Origin of the sequence: Weizmannia sp. FSL W8-0676 (genome assembly GCF_038593015.1) — a bacterium.
In the GTDB taxonomy this organism is placed as follows: domain Bacteria; phylum Bacillota; class Bacilli; order Bacillales; family Bacillaceae_C; genus Weizmannia; species Weizmannia coagulans.
In genome coordinates this window covers 870,038-885,183 of record NZ_CP151954.1, presented here as the reverse complement: position 1 = coordinate 885,183, position 15,146 = coordinate 870,038, and the positions used below count along the sequence as shown (strand labels likewise).

Here is a 15,146-nt window from a genome sequence, read left to right as displayed (position 1 = left end):
TTGCTTCCTCTATACAAGCAGCACGATCACCCCCTGAACGATCCCAATCAGGCCGCCCAGTAACGCGCCAAGATACGTAATCATTGAAAATTCGCGGGCGGTAATGCCGAGAATCAGCCCTTCCAGGCGCTCAATCGGAAAAGATTCCACTTCCTGGCGCACAAGATCCGCCATCTGCAGCTTCCGGATGATCAAAGGCACGTTTTTGCTGATGAAGTGCAGCGCTTTTTCCGCCAATACAGGGATCCATTCTTCTTCAATTTTATTCCGATACCGGGCAACAAATGCCTGGACGGGTGTGTCTAAAAAACGTTCGACAGGAAGGGCAGATAAAATATTTTTCTCCAGCCATCCGCTAATTTCTTCATCCGGTAGATCCGGAAAAAGTTCCCCTGCCTGTTTTGCTTTCAGGCCGTTCCATTCCCTTTCCAGCATTTCCGACATTGTTGCTTTCATTCCGGGTTCCTGAAGTGCCCGGGTGATCTCAGGCTGGATTTTATCGGCAATCGAAGTGTTTCCGATAAAACGTTTCACCATCGCGCCGATCATGCCGCGGTCATCAAGAAAATGGCTGATCATCCCTTCAATTTTCGTGCGGCCTGCAGGGCTTGAAATGTATTCGCTAATCCTTGCAATGATCAAATCCGCCAAAACAGGGATTTTTTCTTCAGCTTTTTTGATCACGGCTTCCGGCAGCAGTGCTTCAAGCGTTTGCGGTGCGATATGTTGTTTTGCCTCCCCGTAACGGGTGCGGATGAATTCTTTGATCCCGTTTTGAACACGCTCCGCCGACAAATCCGCTTTAAAAAAACCGGCAATTTGCGGGGTCGTCCAGCTCATCTCCAGCCATTTCAAAAAAGTATCCGCCATCCATCGGGCCGTCTCTTTCCGGAACCCGGGCGACAGCAGCTTTTTTTCGATGCTTTCCGGCGTAACCAGATGGCGCGCCACCATTTCGCCGAGCTGCTTCGCAATCTCTTCGCGCCTTTTCGGAATCAATCCGGGCGTGAACGGAAGCCGCCAATTTTTAATATAGATCGCCTTGTACGGCCGAAACAGCATTTTAATGGCCAGATAATTTGTGAATCCGCCGATCACTGCCCCCACGGCAGTCATAAACAAAATTTCCAAAAATGCATGCATACACAATCATCCCTCATTGTTTTCGTTGTGAAATTTTTTCCAAAGAAGCACGGGAAGTTTCCAGCCCGCTATGCGGACACAACGGTCGATTTTGGTTCTATGCTGCGGAAAACCGCAAACTTAATGAAAAAATACCCTTTTTTGCGGCCGGGTATTTCTGAAATCAGCTATTTTTTTTGAACCGATTTTCTGTACTAATCATAAGATATCAGCAAAAGCCCAATAAAGTCAAAAATTAGCCGTGTTCGTGCCCGTGTTTTCAGGAGGAAGGGAGGGGAACGGATTGGCATCAACCATTGCATTCCGGCATGACGATGAAACGAAAGGCGCGGCGGCGGCAATTCCACGGGCGCTCCTTTCCTTTTTGCGCATTTCAAACGGCGGGCTCACCATCCGGTTCGGCGGAAAAACAGCCACAGCAAAAGTGGAAACCGATGCATCCGGCAAAACGGTAATGATGCTCTCTGCGGATGGTTACAAACACCTGAAGCTCCCTGTCCCGCCCGCCCGGTTGAAAGCCTTCTGCCGGCAGGGGGTGCTTGAACTTGGCCCGGTGATCGCCGTCCTGACAGAACTTACTGGAAGTGCCCCTTCTGAAAACATCCGGCCATTTTGCGAAGAACTGCACCACCTGATCGAAAAAGAAGGCGGCTGCCTTTTTGTGGAAGGCTTGGATTCCCGCGCCGGCACCGGCTGCACGTTTTCCGCCAATGGCTGGAAGACGGGGGAAGTGCCGGAACCGGACATTGTCTATAACCGCATTCATTCCAGGCTGGCTGAAAGAAGCCGCCAGTTTGGAATGAAAACAGCAGCGTACAAAGAAAAGGGAACCGGTTTTTTTAATGCCAAGTATTTAACAAAAATGGAAGTTTACGAATGCCTTTATGCAAACCGATTTTTGCGGCCGTATTTACCGGAAACTTGCCGGTACGGTCCGGCGTGCCTAGCGGAAAAACTTGGGGCATTCAATATCCTGTATGCAAAGCCCGAAAACGGAAGCCAGGGGCGCGGCATCATCCGGATTGAAAAAAAGGAAAGCCGGTTCCTCCTTGGCCATACGCACCAGGAAAACCGTTTGCCGGAAGTTGCAGAAAATGTGGAAGACACCGTTCAAAAAATGGAACAACTCACCGGAACCCTTCCGTATATCCTTCAACAAGGCATTCCATTGCTTTCGGCAGATGGAAGGCAAACCGATTTCCGGTTCCTTGTCTGGAGAACCGGCGCAAAAAACGATTGGCAGATCGCGTCATCCCTCGCAAGAACAGCGGCAGACGATGCGATTGTGTCAAACCTCTCACAAGGAGGGCTTCCGACAAAACCGGCGCCGCTTATCTTCCATCATTTTGGAAAGGAAAAAGGCCGGCTCGTACTGGAACTCATGCATGAGCTGGCGGAAACCGCCGCCATCACGCTCTGTTCCGCCGGAAACGGGCACTTTCCGGAATTCGGGATCGATATAGGGGTGGATTGGGATGGAAAACCGTGGGTAATTGAAGCAAACGTAAAGCCGTCTAAGGCCGCGTTTGGCGTGTCCCGCGGCGGCATTCGCCCATCCGTAAAAGCACTATACCGTTACGGTTTATTTCTATGGACTGAAAGGGGAATGGAACATGCCGGCTAAATTAGGCATTCTTACGCTGGATCCTGCTTCCCGGCAGGATTATTTTGACCAAATGGCACATGAATCAAAACAATATGGGACCGATCTTTATTCATTCTCCCCCCTTGATTTACTGCCCGGCACGCAGAAAGCAAAGGGACTTCATTTTGACACTACAAGCGTCATATGGAAAGAAGAAGTTTTCCAGATTCCGGAATTTCTTTATGACCGCTGCTTTTACGGCGAAGACCAGCCATCAAAAGATGCCAAAAAAATCGTCGCATGGCTGAAAGAACGGAAAGACCTTACCTTTCTCGGATACGGGCTGCCGAATAAAACCGCGCTTTACGACCGTCTGAAGGAAATTCCGGAAATCTCCCCGTATTTGCCGGAGACAGTAAGGGCGGACAGTACGGAAACGGTTTTGCGGGAACTGAACAAATATCTTTCCATTATTTTAAAACCGGCAAACGGTGCGCATGGATATGCGGTGTATTCCCTCGAAAAGAAAACGGGCGGGCTGCTTGTAAGAACGACGAAAAACGGCAGTCTTATATCGCAGAACTTCGGCCGTTTGGATAAATTTCAAGCGTGGCTCAATACACTGCTCGGAAAGCATGATTTTCTCATTCAGGCAAGGATTGACAATATGGACCGGAAAAACCGGCCTTTTGATCTGCGCATCTTTTTGCAAAAAGACAGCCGCGGCGAGTGGCAGGAAGTGACGCGGGGCATCCGTACCGGCATGGAAAACGGCATTTTAACCAATTTGAGCGCGGGGGCAAGCCTCTCAACATACGGGAACTGGCAACGCGAAACGCCGCATTTTAATCATGTCTATATCAGCCAGGAAATCTCTGACATCATCAGCATCTTGCCGGCTGTTTTGGAAGAAACTTTTCAACCGCTATTTGAGTTGGGAATCGATCTGCTTATTGCGGGGGACCAATCCATCTGGATACTCGACATCAATTCAAAACCGGGCAGAAAAATGGTCAGCCTTCTCCATCCGGAAAAAGCCGGGCAAATGGCTGAAGCCCCGCTTGCCTACTGCCGGTATTTACAGGAAATCGGAAACCGCGTGCAGGCCGGAAATGTGTAAAATGAAAGAAATGGGACTGCTCTTTAGCGGCTATGTGAAGGAACAGCGCGTTTTCGACAGCCTTTTCGCATAAAACGCGCCTGTGTTTAAGGAACAGCACCGTTTTCGACGGCTCTCCTTCACACAGAGTGCCCATAAGAAACCGGGCAATTTTGGCCGCATAGAACGCGCCTGAATTTTTGCCACATTGCTTTTGAAACAGAAGGGAACCCGAGAAAAAGAGCCGCGATAGTAGCCGGAAAAATTTGGTTGGTTCATTTCATCCGCTGCCGGTTTAACAAAAGGTCATCTAAATGAAACGAGGTGCTTTACAAATGGCCAGAAAATATAAAATTGAGTTTTTTGATGCCTCCGACCCGATCCTGTACACGCCGCAAAGCCTTCCGGTACTTGAAAACACCGGCAAAGTGGCATTCGGCTCTAAAATCGCTGCCGCAAAAATCGAACCGCATCCAAATGGCCGCAATGTTTTTTCCGTCTCAAGCGCGCTTGCCGGTGAACTGAGAATGCCCGCCTTTTTAACGGTTCTTCACTGTTTCCAAAACAGCGATATCCTGATGCTCGGCCCGCTTGTCGGCATTTTTACGGCCGGCTTCACCCCCTTTGAAAACCGCCCGGCCGGCGCAAGGTCGGCGTGGTTTGCAAAACTTCTTTCCGCCCAGTCTGCTGCCTGCGTGGTGCCGTTTTTATTCGGCGAACAGCATATCGATTGGGAACAGGGTGTGATCACCGGCTACTTTTACGGGAAAGCGGGCTGGGAAAAGCAGGAAGTCCCGTTTCCCAATGCCATTTACGACCGGCTCCCGAACCGGAAAAGTGAAAAACTTGTAAATGCGCAGAAAATCAAAGAAAAATTGGAAAAAGAATATTTTATTCCGTGGTACAATCCCGGCTTTTTCAACAAACTGGAAATTCACGAGCGGCTGTTTCAAGATCCGGAAGCGCGCCCCTATTTGCCGGAAACGAACCCGCTCACCTCTTTTCATCAAATTGAACGGATGCTGTCTGATTACGGGATGGTCTACATCAAACCGGTGAACGGCAGCCTTGGCCTTGGCGTCCATCAAATCCATTACCACCATGCTTCCGGCGCGTATTATTGCCGGTACCGGGACACCGGCAACCGATTGTTAAAATTCAGCAGCCTTGAAAACTTGATCAACCATGTTTTTTCTAAAAAGCAATGGAACCGGCTGCTCGTCCAGCAGGGCATTTTTCTCGTAACAGACGGAGGGCGGCCGGTTGATTTCCGGGTCCATACCAATAAAGACGAGGGCGGAAACTGGGTCGTTACAGCAATCGCGGCAAAAGTGGCCGGCCCGGGCAGCCCGACAACGCATGTGAGAAACGGCGGGTTAATTAAAACACTTCCCGAACTTACGGAAAACCCCGAGCAACAGGAGATGTACCGGCATACGCTGGAAACAGCCGCCCTCAAACTTTCCCGCGCCATCGATGAACATGTCGAAGGAGTGATTGGGGAAATCGGGTTTGACCTCGGCATCGGCACGGACGGGAAAGTATGGCTGTTTGAAGCCAATTCGAAGCCCGGGCGCTCCATTTTCAACAATCCGTTCATGAAAGCGTGCGATTTATTGACGCGCAAACTGAGCTTATCGTTTGCCGTTTATTTGACGGAACGGCAAGTGCAGTCACCAGGGGAAATGTTCCCATGACCGCCATCTGGTTTGACCGCAAGGAAAAAATATTTAAGCGTACTGTCCCGTCCCCGCTTTTTTGGGGAAAAGAAGCGGAACTGCTTCCTTTCTCCGCGAAACCCGGAGAGGAAACGCCTTATCGCCTGATGTTAAAAGGGGCATCAGCCGGCCCCCTGATCGGGATACTCATCAGTAAATCAAAGAAAGCCATCAGCGGAGACCGTGATTTTTTTATCGCCATCCAACAAACATTACAGGAAAAACAGGGCGGCCTGTCTTTTTTATTCAGCCTTGCCGATATTTCAGCGCATATTACCGGCGTGTTTTGGGATGTAAAACAAGAAAAATGGCACAGGGCAATGTTTCCGTTTCCAGACGTGGTTTATAACCGGATCCGGAAGCGAAAGGAAGAATTGGAGGAAGATTTCCGTCGCTTTACCAGGCTTCTCCGGCAAAAAAGGATCCCTTTTTTCAACCCGCATTTTTTAAATAAATATGAGGTGTACGAAAAATTGAAGCAGGATCCGACGATTGCCGGTTTTCTTCCGGAAACGGCGCTTATTTCCGATAAAAGCAGCTTTCACGCCTTTTTACTGAAGCACAAGGATGTCTATATCAAACCCGCCGCCCGTTCGCAAGGATACGGCATCCGCCGCATTGTGCAGGGGCCCTGTGAAGCATGGACATTTTACACGCCCCAATCCGCCCACTTGCCCGCCAGCTTTTCGGATGTGTGGGAGGAGATTGGCCCCTTTGCAGAAAAAGAAACGTACATTGTCCAGGAAACCGTGCCAACTGCATTGCTTGACGGCCGGAAATATGACTACCGTGTCCACGCCCATTACAACGGAACAGGTTACCGGATAACCGGCATCGGCGTGCGGGTTGCCCGCCCCGGCGGAATGACGACCCATACGGCAAAAGGCGGGGAAACGCTGGTACTATCTTCCAATGAAAAAATGGAGATTAAAAAAAAGATTGCGCCGGTCATTTCAGCATGCGGCAATGCTTTAGCGGAATCGTACGGCTTTTTCGGGGAATTTACCGCTGACATCGCGCCCGGCAATGAAGGCGGCTTTTATTTGTTTGAACTGAATGCAAAGCCAATGTCCTTTGATGAACCTGAAATTGAAGCAGCAAAAACCCGGAAACTTGCCGATTTGTTTTATGCCATTACCGGCTTTTTGGAAAAATGATTCCCTCTCTTTAAAAAATTTGAGTAAAATAGATTATATCCAATGAAAAACCGAGGGATCCAAACATGCTCGACAGATTAAAAACAAGGTATCCAAATGCCTGCATTGCAGATGAACCGATTGCAGCGAAACCTTTGTTATGGTTTTGGATGGAAGAAGAAAAACAGTATTTCGGGATTGATTCGGGCGAATTGACGCCGGAAGAAACGATGCTGTTGAAAACATTATTCCCCAAATTCCGGGAAAATGCTCCAGGCACGGCGGGCGAAGCATCCAAATGGTATGACTACCTGTTTTTGCCGGATGCCGAGGCCCCTGCCCGTGGCGGCGTATACCGCGTTACACAGTTTGCGCTGGCAAAAGAAGGGCCGGATGTATCCGGCGTTCAGGAAGCCATCAAAAACATGTTTGTGCATGATGTCTTGGTGATAATGACCAATCAGCTTGAAGGCATGGTGATTGAAGAAAAAAGCGGAACAGCAGCGGCCGAAGACGATCTAGAGGCATCCATCCGTGCGTTTGAAGGGGATTTCTATACCCCTGTTTTGCTGTATTTAGGCGAATTTAAGGAAGTGGCGGCATTAAAGCGCAGCTTCCAATTCGAACGCCGGCTTTTCGAATTTGCCAAAAGCCGCCGGAAAACGTCCGCTTTGTTCACGGCTCATGCTCTGCTCCCTCTTTATTTGCTGTCCCATTTGCCTGAAGGGGAAAAGGGCCTGCTCTTCCAATCACTGCGCAGGCTGTTTGAAGAAGACCGGGAAATGGGACAAACGATCAAACGGTATCTTGAAAATTTTGCGAATGCCAGCCTGACGGCAAAACAATTGTTCATCCACCGCAATTCCTTGCAGTACCGGATTGAAAAATTTGAAGAAAAAACGGGCTTGGATTTAAAACATTTTACAGATGCCATCTTTGCGTATTTCGCCTGTCTCGAAACCTTTGACGGCAACTCCCGCCGATAAGCCGCGCGTTATTTGCCTTGAAAAGGAAACAAGCCCGTTTTACTCAAAATGGCACCAGTTGGCTAACCGGTTGTATCAAGAGCGGCATACCGGCATCGTATCCCATGTTGCAATGAATGCCGCGCAACCGGAAGATTGGAAAACGAGCCGCTTTCAAATTTCCAAGGATCCCGGCCCCCGGATTTTACTGCGCCAATCTGCTGGGAAAACGGGATGGGCAGGGTGCCGAAAATCGCCCTGCATTTTTTGTGCATCCTGCCGTTCCCTTTACGAAAGGGTTTTCCTTATAATAAAGACAACTTATGACAGGGGAGGGTTTTTACGATGACAGAACTGGCGCTTGAGCATATTTATAAGATTTACGACAATAATGTAACCGCTGTATCCGATTTTAATCTACATATTAATGACAAGGAATTCATTGTATTTGTCGGTCCTTCCGGCTGCGGGAAATCGACGACGCTCAGGATGATTGCCGGGCTTGAAGAAATTTCAAAAGGCGATTTATACATGGACGGCAAACGGGTGAACGATGTAGCGCCGAAAGACCGTGATATCGCGATGGTATTCCAGAACTATGCGCTTTATCCGCATATGACGGTATACGACAATATGGCATTCGGGCTGAAACTCCGCAAAGTGCCGAAAGCGGAAATTGACAAGCGGGTACAGGAAGCCGCAAAAATCCTTGGCCTTGAAGAATATTTAAAACGGAAACCGAAAGCTTTATCAGGCGGGCAAAGGCAACGGGTTGCCCTCGGCCGCGCGATTGTAAGGGATGCAAAAGTGTTCCTCATGGACGAACCTTTATCCAATCTGGACGCGAAATTGCGGGTGCAAATGCGGACCGAAATTGCCCGGCTTCACCAGCGGCTGCAAACGACGACCATTTATGTGACACATGACCAGACGGAAGCGATGACGATGGCTTCAAGGATTGTCGTCATGAAAGATGGTGTCATCCAGCAAGTCGGAACGCCGCGCGAAGTATACGACTTACCTGCCAACCTGTTCGTCGCCGGTTTTATCGGCTCGCCAGCGATGAACTTCTTCCGCGGTAAACTGGACAACGGCAAATTTCACTTAAACGAATCGGTCCAGCTTGATGTGCCGGAAGGGAAAATGAAACATATGAAAAGCCATATCGGCAAGGATGTCATTCTTGGTGTCCGCCCTGAAGACATCCACGATGAACCTGTTTTCATTGAAACAATGCCGGGCTCGGCCATCAAAGCCACGATTGATGTTTCTGAACTTCATGGCGCTGAAACGATGCTCTATTCCAAAATCAACGGGCAGGAGTTTATCTCCCGCATCGATTCCAGAACAGTTGTCAAACCGGGTGACGAAATCACGCTCGGGCTTGATATGAATAAAGCCCATTTCTTTGATGCCGAAACAGAGTTAAGGATTGGGTGAACCAGAAAGCCTGCCACTGAAAAAGTGATTTTTTATATCCGTATATCCAACATATAAAATGCAAAAAGACGTTGAAACACAAGCAGCATGAGTGTCTCAACGTCTTTTCTATTTTTGCGGTGCTTTTTCAGTGCCTCGCTGTTATATCCGGCTTTTTGATTTTCTCCGCAATCGCCGCCAATAGTTACCAGCCGGGGACCAGTATAATTAAAGTTTTTCCCTCCATAATACATAGTACATCGATCACATTCCGCTGGGTTCAACCAAGCAGGTGGCGGGGAATTCCCCGCTTGCTGGTGCAATTCCAGCCGGCCCAACCAAAAAACTTACAACGAGGAGATGACACAGATGGCAAACAACAGCAATTCAAACCAATTGTTAGTTTCCGGTGCTGAGCAGGCTCTCGACCAAATGAAATACGAAATCGCACAAGAATTCGGCGTAAACCTCGGCGCAGATACGACATCCCGCGCGAACGGATCTGTCGGGGGAGAAATTACAAAACGCCTTGTGCAAATGGCTGAACAACAACTTGGCGGTACTTTCCATTCGTAATATAACAAACCAATAAAATGGCTAAAAAAAGGGGGGCAACCGCCTCCCTTTTTATCAGTGATTTAAATTGACCATTTTTTCCGGCACGATCCACTCATCATATTGTTCTTCGGTTACATAACCTGTTTTAATGGCGGCTTCTTTCAGCGTTGTGCCTTCCTTGAAAGCCAGTTTCGCGATCTGGGCCGCTTTTTCATAACCGATATGCGGATTCAGGGCCGTCACCAGCATGAGGGAACGATTGACATTTTCCCGGATCGTTTCCACATTCGGTTCAATGCCGCGCACGCATCTTTCATCAAATGACTTCATCGCATCGCCGAGCAGATGGACGGACTGCAGGAAGTTATATATAATTACCGGTTTAAATACATTTAATTCAAAGTTGCCTTGGCTTGCGGCAAATCCGATTGCGGCATCATTCCCGAATACCTGGACCGCTACCATCGTCAAAGCTTCGCACTGGGTCGGATTGACTTTGCCAGGCATAATCGAGCTGCCCGGTTCATTGGCCGGAATCGAAATCTCACCGATGCCGCTTCTCGGCCCGCTCGCAAGCCATCTGACATCATTGGCTATTTTCATTAAATCTGCAGCAAGCCCTTTTAATGCCCCGTGGACATGAACGATTTCGTCATGGCTTGTGAGCGCATGGAATTTGTTATCAGAAGAAACAAACGGGTAGCCGGTTTGTTTTTCCAGTTCTTCCGCAACTTTACCGCCGAAAGTCGGGTCCGCATTAATGCCGGTGCCGACAGCCGTGCCGCCGATCGCCAGGTTCAAAATATGTTTTGCGCTTTCTTTGATCATGCGTTCGCTTTTTTCCAGCATGGCACGCCAGCCGCTGATTTCCTGGCCGAGTGTGAGCGGCGTTGCATCCTGCAAATGCGTGCGCCCGATTTTGATGATTTTCATGTATGCTTTTTCTTTTTCAAGCAGCGTTTCTTTCAGCTGTTCCAGCGGCGGCAGCAGCCTTGTCTGCAGTTCATGGTAGGCGGCAATATGCATCGCAGTCGGGAACGTATCGTTCGAGCTTTGCGACATATTCACATCATCGTTCGGATGGACGTGTTCTGCGCTGTTTTGGGCGGAAAGGATTTCGTTTGCCCTTCTTGCCACCACTTCATTCACATTCATATTTGACTGGGTGCCGCTGCCTGTTTGCCAGACAACAAGCGGAAAATGCCCGTCAAATTTCCCGTCCAGCACTTCTTCACAAGCCTGGACAATAGCCTTCATTTTGGCATCCGATAATTTGCCGAGGCGGTTGTTGCTGACGGCAGCCGCTTTTTTCAAATGGGCAAAAGCGCGGATCACTTCCATCGGCATTTTTTCCCCGCCGATCGGGAAGTTTTCCTTGCTGCGCTGCGTTTGTGCCCCCCAATATTTGTCCCGCGGCACTTTCATTTCTCCGAGTGTGTCTTTTTCAATCCGGTACTCCACTTTCTTCCCCTCCTGTATGTGCTTACATTTGGCTTTTGCAAAACGGCGGCAAGCCTAAAAAACTTGCCGATATGTAGCTGCAAGTTTATTTTACTATAAATTCCCGCAAAGCAACACCTCAACCTCGCGAGTCGCTGTTCAATTCCTTTTTGAGAACATATTTTCAGAAATCTTGCACCAAAAAAGCGGCATATCCGTTCACGAGCCGGCCAATGCCGTACATTTACCGTTTGCCGGTGTCACAGTCCTGAAAAAATGCCTGCCACTCTCCGGATTTGCCGGATTGTAACAGACATCATTCCCCGCTAACGACCGCTTGAACGGCACCCCTGCTGACTCAGGCCGGCCGTTTTTTCAATGCATTACGGGTTGCTACCGCCCTGAGAGCCTGTTCGCAATGGTGTGCACTTATTTTATTTCATATATTCGCGGATCAAAATAAGAATTCGACAGCTTCAATACTAGTTCTGTTTCGTCATAACCCGTATTCAAGGCTTTTCCCTCTCTATCTGCCTTTTGATTTTCATGATCTCGTCTTCACTCAAGCCAGATGCTTGGGCAATGACCTTCACATCCACTTGATTTTTTAACAAGTTGACAATAAATCTTCTTAACCTTTCTTCACCTTCTTCTCTGCCTTCCTCTTTCCCCTTCTTATACCCACGATCAAAATAGGAATTCGGCAATTTTAATACTTGCTCTGCTTCGTCCGGGTCCAGCATCTTAATGTTTTCCATCACTTCCGCCTCCTCTTTTTCGTTCAGTTTTAAATAATAATCAAAGAAACCGTGTAACAGCCTCATTTTTGCAGGGTCGAGTTCCATGCGTGCCAGCATCCGCAGAAACTCCAGTTTGACCTGCACCCGTTCTTTTTCTGTATACCCCATTTTGCTTAATAATGCCGCGGCAACAGGGTTGTTGCTCCGGATATAATTTCTCCAGTTTTGTTTCATCAGATGAATGGATAAATAGTGAAAACGAAGAATTTCAATGTTGTGGAACGCAAAGGTGTATGTATCAGGGGTTTCTGTTTTCTCCTCATAACTGAAAACGGCAATCGGCAATACCGGTTTCTGGTGCCGGAGACTGATCATCATATAATAACGAAACATGCGTTCAGGAAAGGGTTTCTCGTAATACGACTGCGGCTCTACATGGATGAGAATCACGGTGTCTTTCCCTTTTACCTTCGTTTCGGCAAGGATATCAACCCGTTTTTGTTCACCGCCCGGAAAGTCCGTAAACTGTTCCTGCGACAAAAACCTCACCCGGCGGTAGTCGAGATCCGCTGACACATCCGGGAAAAACGCCTCCATAAACTCCTGAAAAAAGTTTTGGATCAGCTCCTTAAACAAACGATCATGTACATTGTAACCGGGTTTCTTTTCCATTACCAGTTCCAATGGCAACACCCCTTTTCTTATTTTTCAGTTTTATTATAAAGGACAAACGTTCGTTTTTCAAGTTCCATGATTTATACAGAAACTGTTCAAAACCTGAATATATGGCACTATGAACGAAATGTCGCAGGTGGCGCAATGAATGAGATTTGTAGTGCGAAATCGGTGAAAAATTCAATCGATTGTTGCATTATTTTTTCACATTCAGAGAAAAAGAAAAACGACTGCAAATGCAGTCGTATCAAGGGTTTTAAAAAATTTTAAGCTAATTGTTCAGTTTTTAGAAAACGCCCTCGGCAGGAATCGAACCCACATTTTGAGAACCGGAATCTCACGTGCTATCCTTTGCACCACGAGGGCAATAAGTGATTCAACAATAATAGATTATAAAGGACAATGAACAAAAAAGCAAGTCCCTTTTTGGTTTTATTTTATCGGAATTTGGTTATGATGGGTATTGTAGTTCAGGTGAAGGCAATTCTTTTGACCTTCATTGACCAATATTGTATGATCAGTACATAAGGATGGAGAATAATTCCTTTAACATCCATGATATAGCATATGATGGACCATCCGAAGAGAAGAAGGAGGATACTCAATATGAATTTAATTCCCACAGTAATTGAACAAACAAACCGCGGGGAACGCGCATACGACATTTATTCCCGCCTGTTAAAAGACCGGATTATTATGCTTGGCAGCGCGATTGACGACAATGTTTCCAACTCGATTGTTTCCCAGCTTTTGTTCCTGGAAGCGGAAAACCCTGAAAAAGATATTTATCTTTATATTAACAGTCCTGGCGGGAGTGTCACTGCGGGCCTTGCCATTTATGACACCATGCAGATCATCAAACCGGACGTGCAAACGATTTGCGTCGGGATGGCTGCATCAATGGGCTCCGTGCTGTTGACCGCCGGCACGAAAGGGAAACGTCATGCCCTGCCGAACAGCGAAGTGATGATTCACCAACCATTAGGCGGCGCCCAAGGCCAGGCAACAGAAATTGAAATCGCGGCAAAACATATTTTGTATACGCGCGCGAAATTAAACAAAATTTTGTCCGACCATACCGGCCAGCCGATTGAAGTGATCGAAAGGGATACAGACCGCGATAACTTCATGAGCGCGGAAAAAGCAAAAGAATATGGTTTGATTGACCATATTATGACAAAAAAAGAATTGAAATAAGATTGAACAAGGCCGTCCGCAAGCGGGCGGCCTTGTGCTGTGTTTGAAAAACCCGCAGGCTGACGGCCGCATGCGCTTACATCAGGACGGAAGTTTTTCTTTCCCTTCAATATAGTTTGCCAAGTGTTCAAAAGCTTCTTCTTCATCGCTCCCGTCCACGCTCAGCGTAACAGTTTCCCCGTGGCCCGCAGCAAGGGTCATCAGCCCCATAATGCTTTTTGCATTTACCTTTCTTCCTTCTTTTTCAAGAAAAATTTCCGATGAAAAGCGGGTGGCTTCCTGGACAAATTGGGCTGCAGGGCGCGCCTGCAAACCGGATTTTAATTTCACTTCCAATTGTTTTTCGATCACGATAACCCTCTCCTTTCAAGTAGCAGGACAGGGGCGCCTTCTGCCAATACGCTCCCCGTCTTTATACTTTTTAAACCTATCCATCTTACATGATTAATTTTTGGCACCCATTATGAATTTTTATTGGCAGGCCCGTTTGCCCGCAGTTTTTCGGCAATTTCATCGATTTTGCGGAGCCGGTGATTGATGCCGGATTTGCTGATATGCCCGCCGGACACCATTTCGCCGAGTTCCTTCAACGTCACATCCTGATGGTTCACGCGCAATACTGCAATCTCGCGCAATTTCTCCGGCAGTGCGTCAAGGCCGACCGTTTCTTCAATATAGCGGATATTTTCCACTTGGCGGAGAGCCGCCCCGATCGTTTTATTCAAATTGGCCGTTTCGCAATTGACGAGCCGGTTGACGGAATTGCGCATATCCCGGACAATCCGGACATCTTCAAACCGGAGCAGGGCATGATGGGCGCCGATAATATTGAGAAATTCCGTAATCTTTTCCGCTTCTTTTAAATACGTAATATATCCTTTTTTTCTTTCAAGCGTTTTGCTGTTTAAATGAAACCCGTTCATCAGGCGGCATAGTGCATCGTTGTGCTCTTTGTATTGGGAGGAAATTTCCAAATGATAAGAGGAAGTTTCCGGGTTGTTAACGGATCCGCCCGCCAGAAAAGCCCCGCGCAAATAGGAGCGTTTGCAGCACTTCTTCTTCAGCAGTTCCGGGGAAATGTTCCGGGTAAAGGTAAAATGTTCACCGAGAATATGCAAATCTTCCAATATTTCTTTTGCCCGGGCCTTCAGCCTGACAATGTAGACATTGTTTTTTTTCAGGCGCATTTTTTTCCTGACTAATAATTCCACCGGGACATCATATAATCTTTTTACAAGGACGTAAATCCGCCGGGCAATGGCGGCATTTTCCGTCTGCACATTGACAACCAGCACCTTGTTGGAAAAAGATAAAGATCCGTTCATCCGGATCAGTGCAGATAATTCGGATCTCACGCAGCAATCTTTTACTGCTAAATTGGTCAGCTCTTTTTTGATCTCTGATGCAAATGACATCCTCCAGGCCCCTCCCTTGGCAAAATTTAGAGCTATGCGAAAAAATGCACACGAAA

General features: G+C 47.8%; 13 protein-coding genes and 1 tRNA gene. 8 read left to right on the top strand and 6 right to left on the bottom strand.

The window, feature by feature from the left end; genetic code table 11:
• Positions 1–9: 9 nt before the first annotated feature.
• Positions 10–1,143, bottom strand: a complete 1,134-nt coding sequence (locus tag NST20_RS04140) for a DUF445 family protein (protein WP_061574188.1) — start codon at positions 1,141–1,143, stop codon at positions 10–12.
• A gap of 283 nt (positions 1,144–1,426) precedes the next feature.
• Between NST20_RS04140 and NST20_RS04135 the strand changes: the two genes are divergently transcribed.
• The 7 genes from NST20_RS04135 (at position 1,427) to NST20_RS04105 (ending at position 9,641) form a co-directional block, all read left to right on the top strand.
• Entirely contained in the window at positions 1,427–2,767 is a 1,341-nt protein-coding gene (locus tag NST20_RS04135; RefSeq protein WP_342400130.1) for a YheC/YheD family protein, read from the top strand.
• Positions 2,757–3,848, top strand: coding sequence for a YheC/YheD family protein (locus NST20_RS04130; RefSeq protein ID WP_342400129.1), 1,092 nt, complete (start codon positions 2,757–2,759; stop codon positions 3,846–3,848). The genes NST20_RS04135 and NST20_RS04130 overlap by 11 nt, the downstream gene beginning before the upstream one ends.
• 314 nt (positions 3,849–4,162) lie before the next feature.
• Positions 4,163–5,524 carry a YheC/YheD family protein gene (locus tag NST20_RS04125; protein WP_342400128.1) on the top strand — a complete coding sequence of 454 codons (1,362 nt, stop codon included), beginning with the start codon at positions 4,163–4,165 and terminating at the stop codon, positions 5,522–5,524.
• Positions 5,521–6,702 carry a YheC/YheD family protein gene (locus NST20_RS04120; protein WP_013858702.1) on the top strand — a complete coding sequence of 394 codons (1,182 nt, stop codon included), beginning with the start codon at positions 5,521–5,523 and terminating at the stop codon, positions 6,700–6,702. Before NST20_RS04125 ends, NST20_RS04120 begins: the two co-directional genes overlap by 4 nt.
• 65 nt (positions 6,703–6,767) lie before the next feature.
• Complete coding sequence (locus tag NST20_RS04115) at positions 6,768–7,667, top strand: helix-turn-helix domain-containing protein (RefSeq protein WP_342400127.1); 900 nt, start codon at positions 6,768–6,770, stop codon at positions 7,665–7,667.
• Positions 7,668–7,991: 324 nt separating this feature from the next.
• Positions 7,992–9,086, top strand: coding sequence for a sn-glycerol-3-phosphate ABC transporter ATP-binding protein UgpC (ugpC, locus tag NST20_RS04110; RefSeq protein ID WP_342400126.1), 1,095 nt, complete (start codon positions 7,992–7,994; stop codon positions 9,084–9,086).
• Between the two features lie 348 nt (positions 9,087–9,434).
• Positions 9,435–9,641: an alpha/beta-type small acid-soluble spore protein gene (locus NST20_RS04105; RefSeq protein ID WP_014095815.1), complete on the top strand. Its 207-nt coding sequence runs from the start codon at positions 9,435–9,437 to the stop codon at positions 9,639–9,641.
• A 54-nt stretch (positions 9,642–9,695) separates the two neighbouring features.
• Here the strand turns inward: NST20_RS04105 and fumC are convergent, their stop codons facing one another.
• From fumC to NST20_RS04090, 3 genes are all read right to left on the bottom strand, one after another.
• A complete protein-coding gene (gene fumC / locus NST20_RS04100) occupies positions 9,696–11,084 on the bottom strand; it encodes a class II fumarate hydratase (protein ID WP_029141761.1) in 1,389 nt (462 codons plus the stop codon).
• A 488-nt stretch (positions 11,085–11,572) separates the two neighbouring features.
• On the bottom strand, positions 11,573–12,487 hold the full coding sequence (locus tag NST20_RS04095) for a DUF4351 domain-containing protein (protein ID WP_342400125.1): 915 nt from the start codon (positions 12,485–12,487) through the stop codon (positions 11,573–11,575).
• 285 nt (positions 12,488–12,772) lie between these two features.
• Positions 12,773–12,844, bottom strand: a tRNA-Arg gene (locus tag NST20_RS04090).
• A gap of 240 nt (positions 12,845–13,084) precedes the next feature.
• On the opposite strand from NST20_RS04090, the gene clpP reads away from it, so the two are divergent.
• Positions 13,085–13,675 (top strand): ATP-dependent Clp endopeptidase proteolytic subunit ClpP, encoded by a 591-nt coding sequence (gene clpP / locus NST20_RS04085; RefSeq protein WP_342400124.1) that lies wholly within the window; start codon positions 13,085–13,087, stop codon positions 13,673–13,675.
• Positions 13,676–13,756: 81 nt separating this feature from the next.
• Here the strand turns inward: clpP and NST20_RS04080 are convergent, their stop codons facing one another.
• Positions 13,757–14,026, bottom strand: a complete 270-nt coding sequence (locus NST20_RS04080) for an HPr family phosphocarrier protein (RefSeq protein ID WP_014095819.1) — start codon at positions 14,024–14,026, stop codon at positions 13,757–13,759.
• Between the two features lie 110 nt (positions 14,027–14,136).
• Positions 14,137–15,090, bottom strand: a complete 954-nt coding sequence (gene whiA / locus NST20_RS04075; protein WP_013858691.1) for a DNA-binding protein WhiA — start codon at positions 15,088–15,090, stop codon at positions 14,137–14,139.
• Positions 15,091–15,146 lie beyond the last annotated feature (56 nt).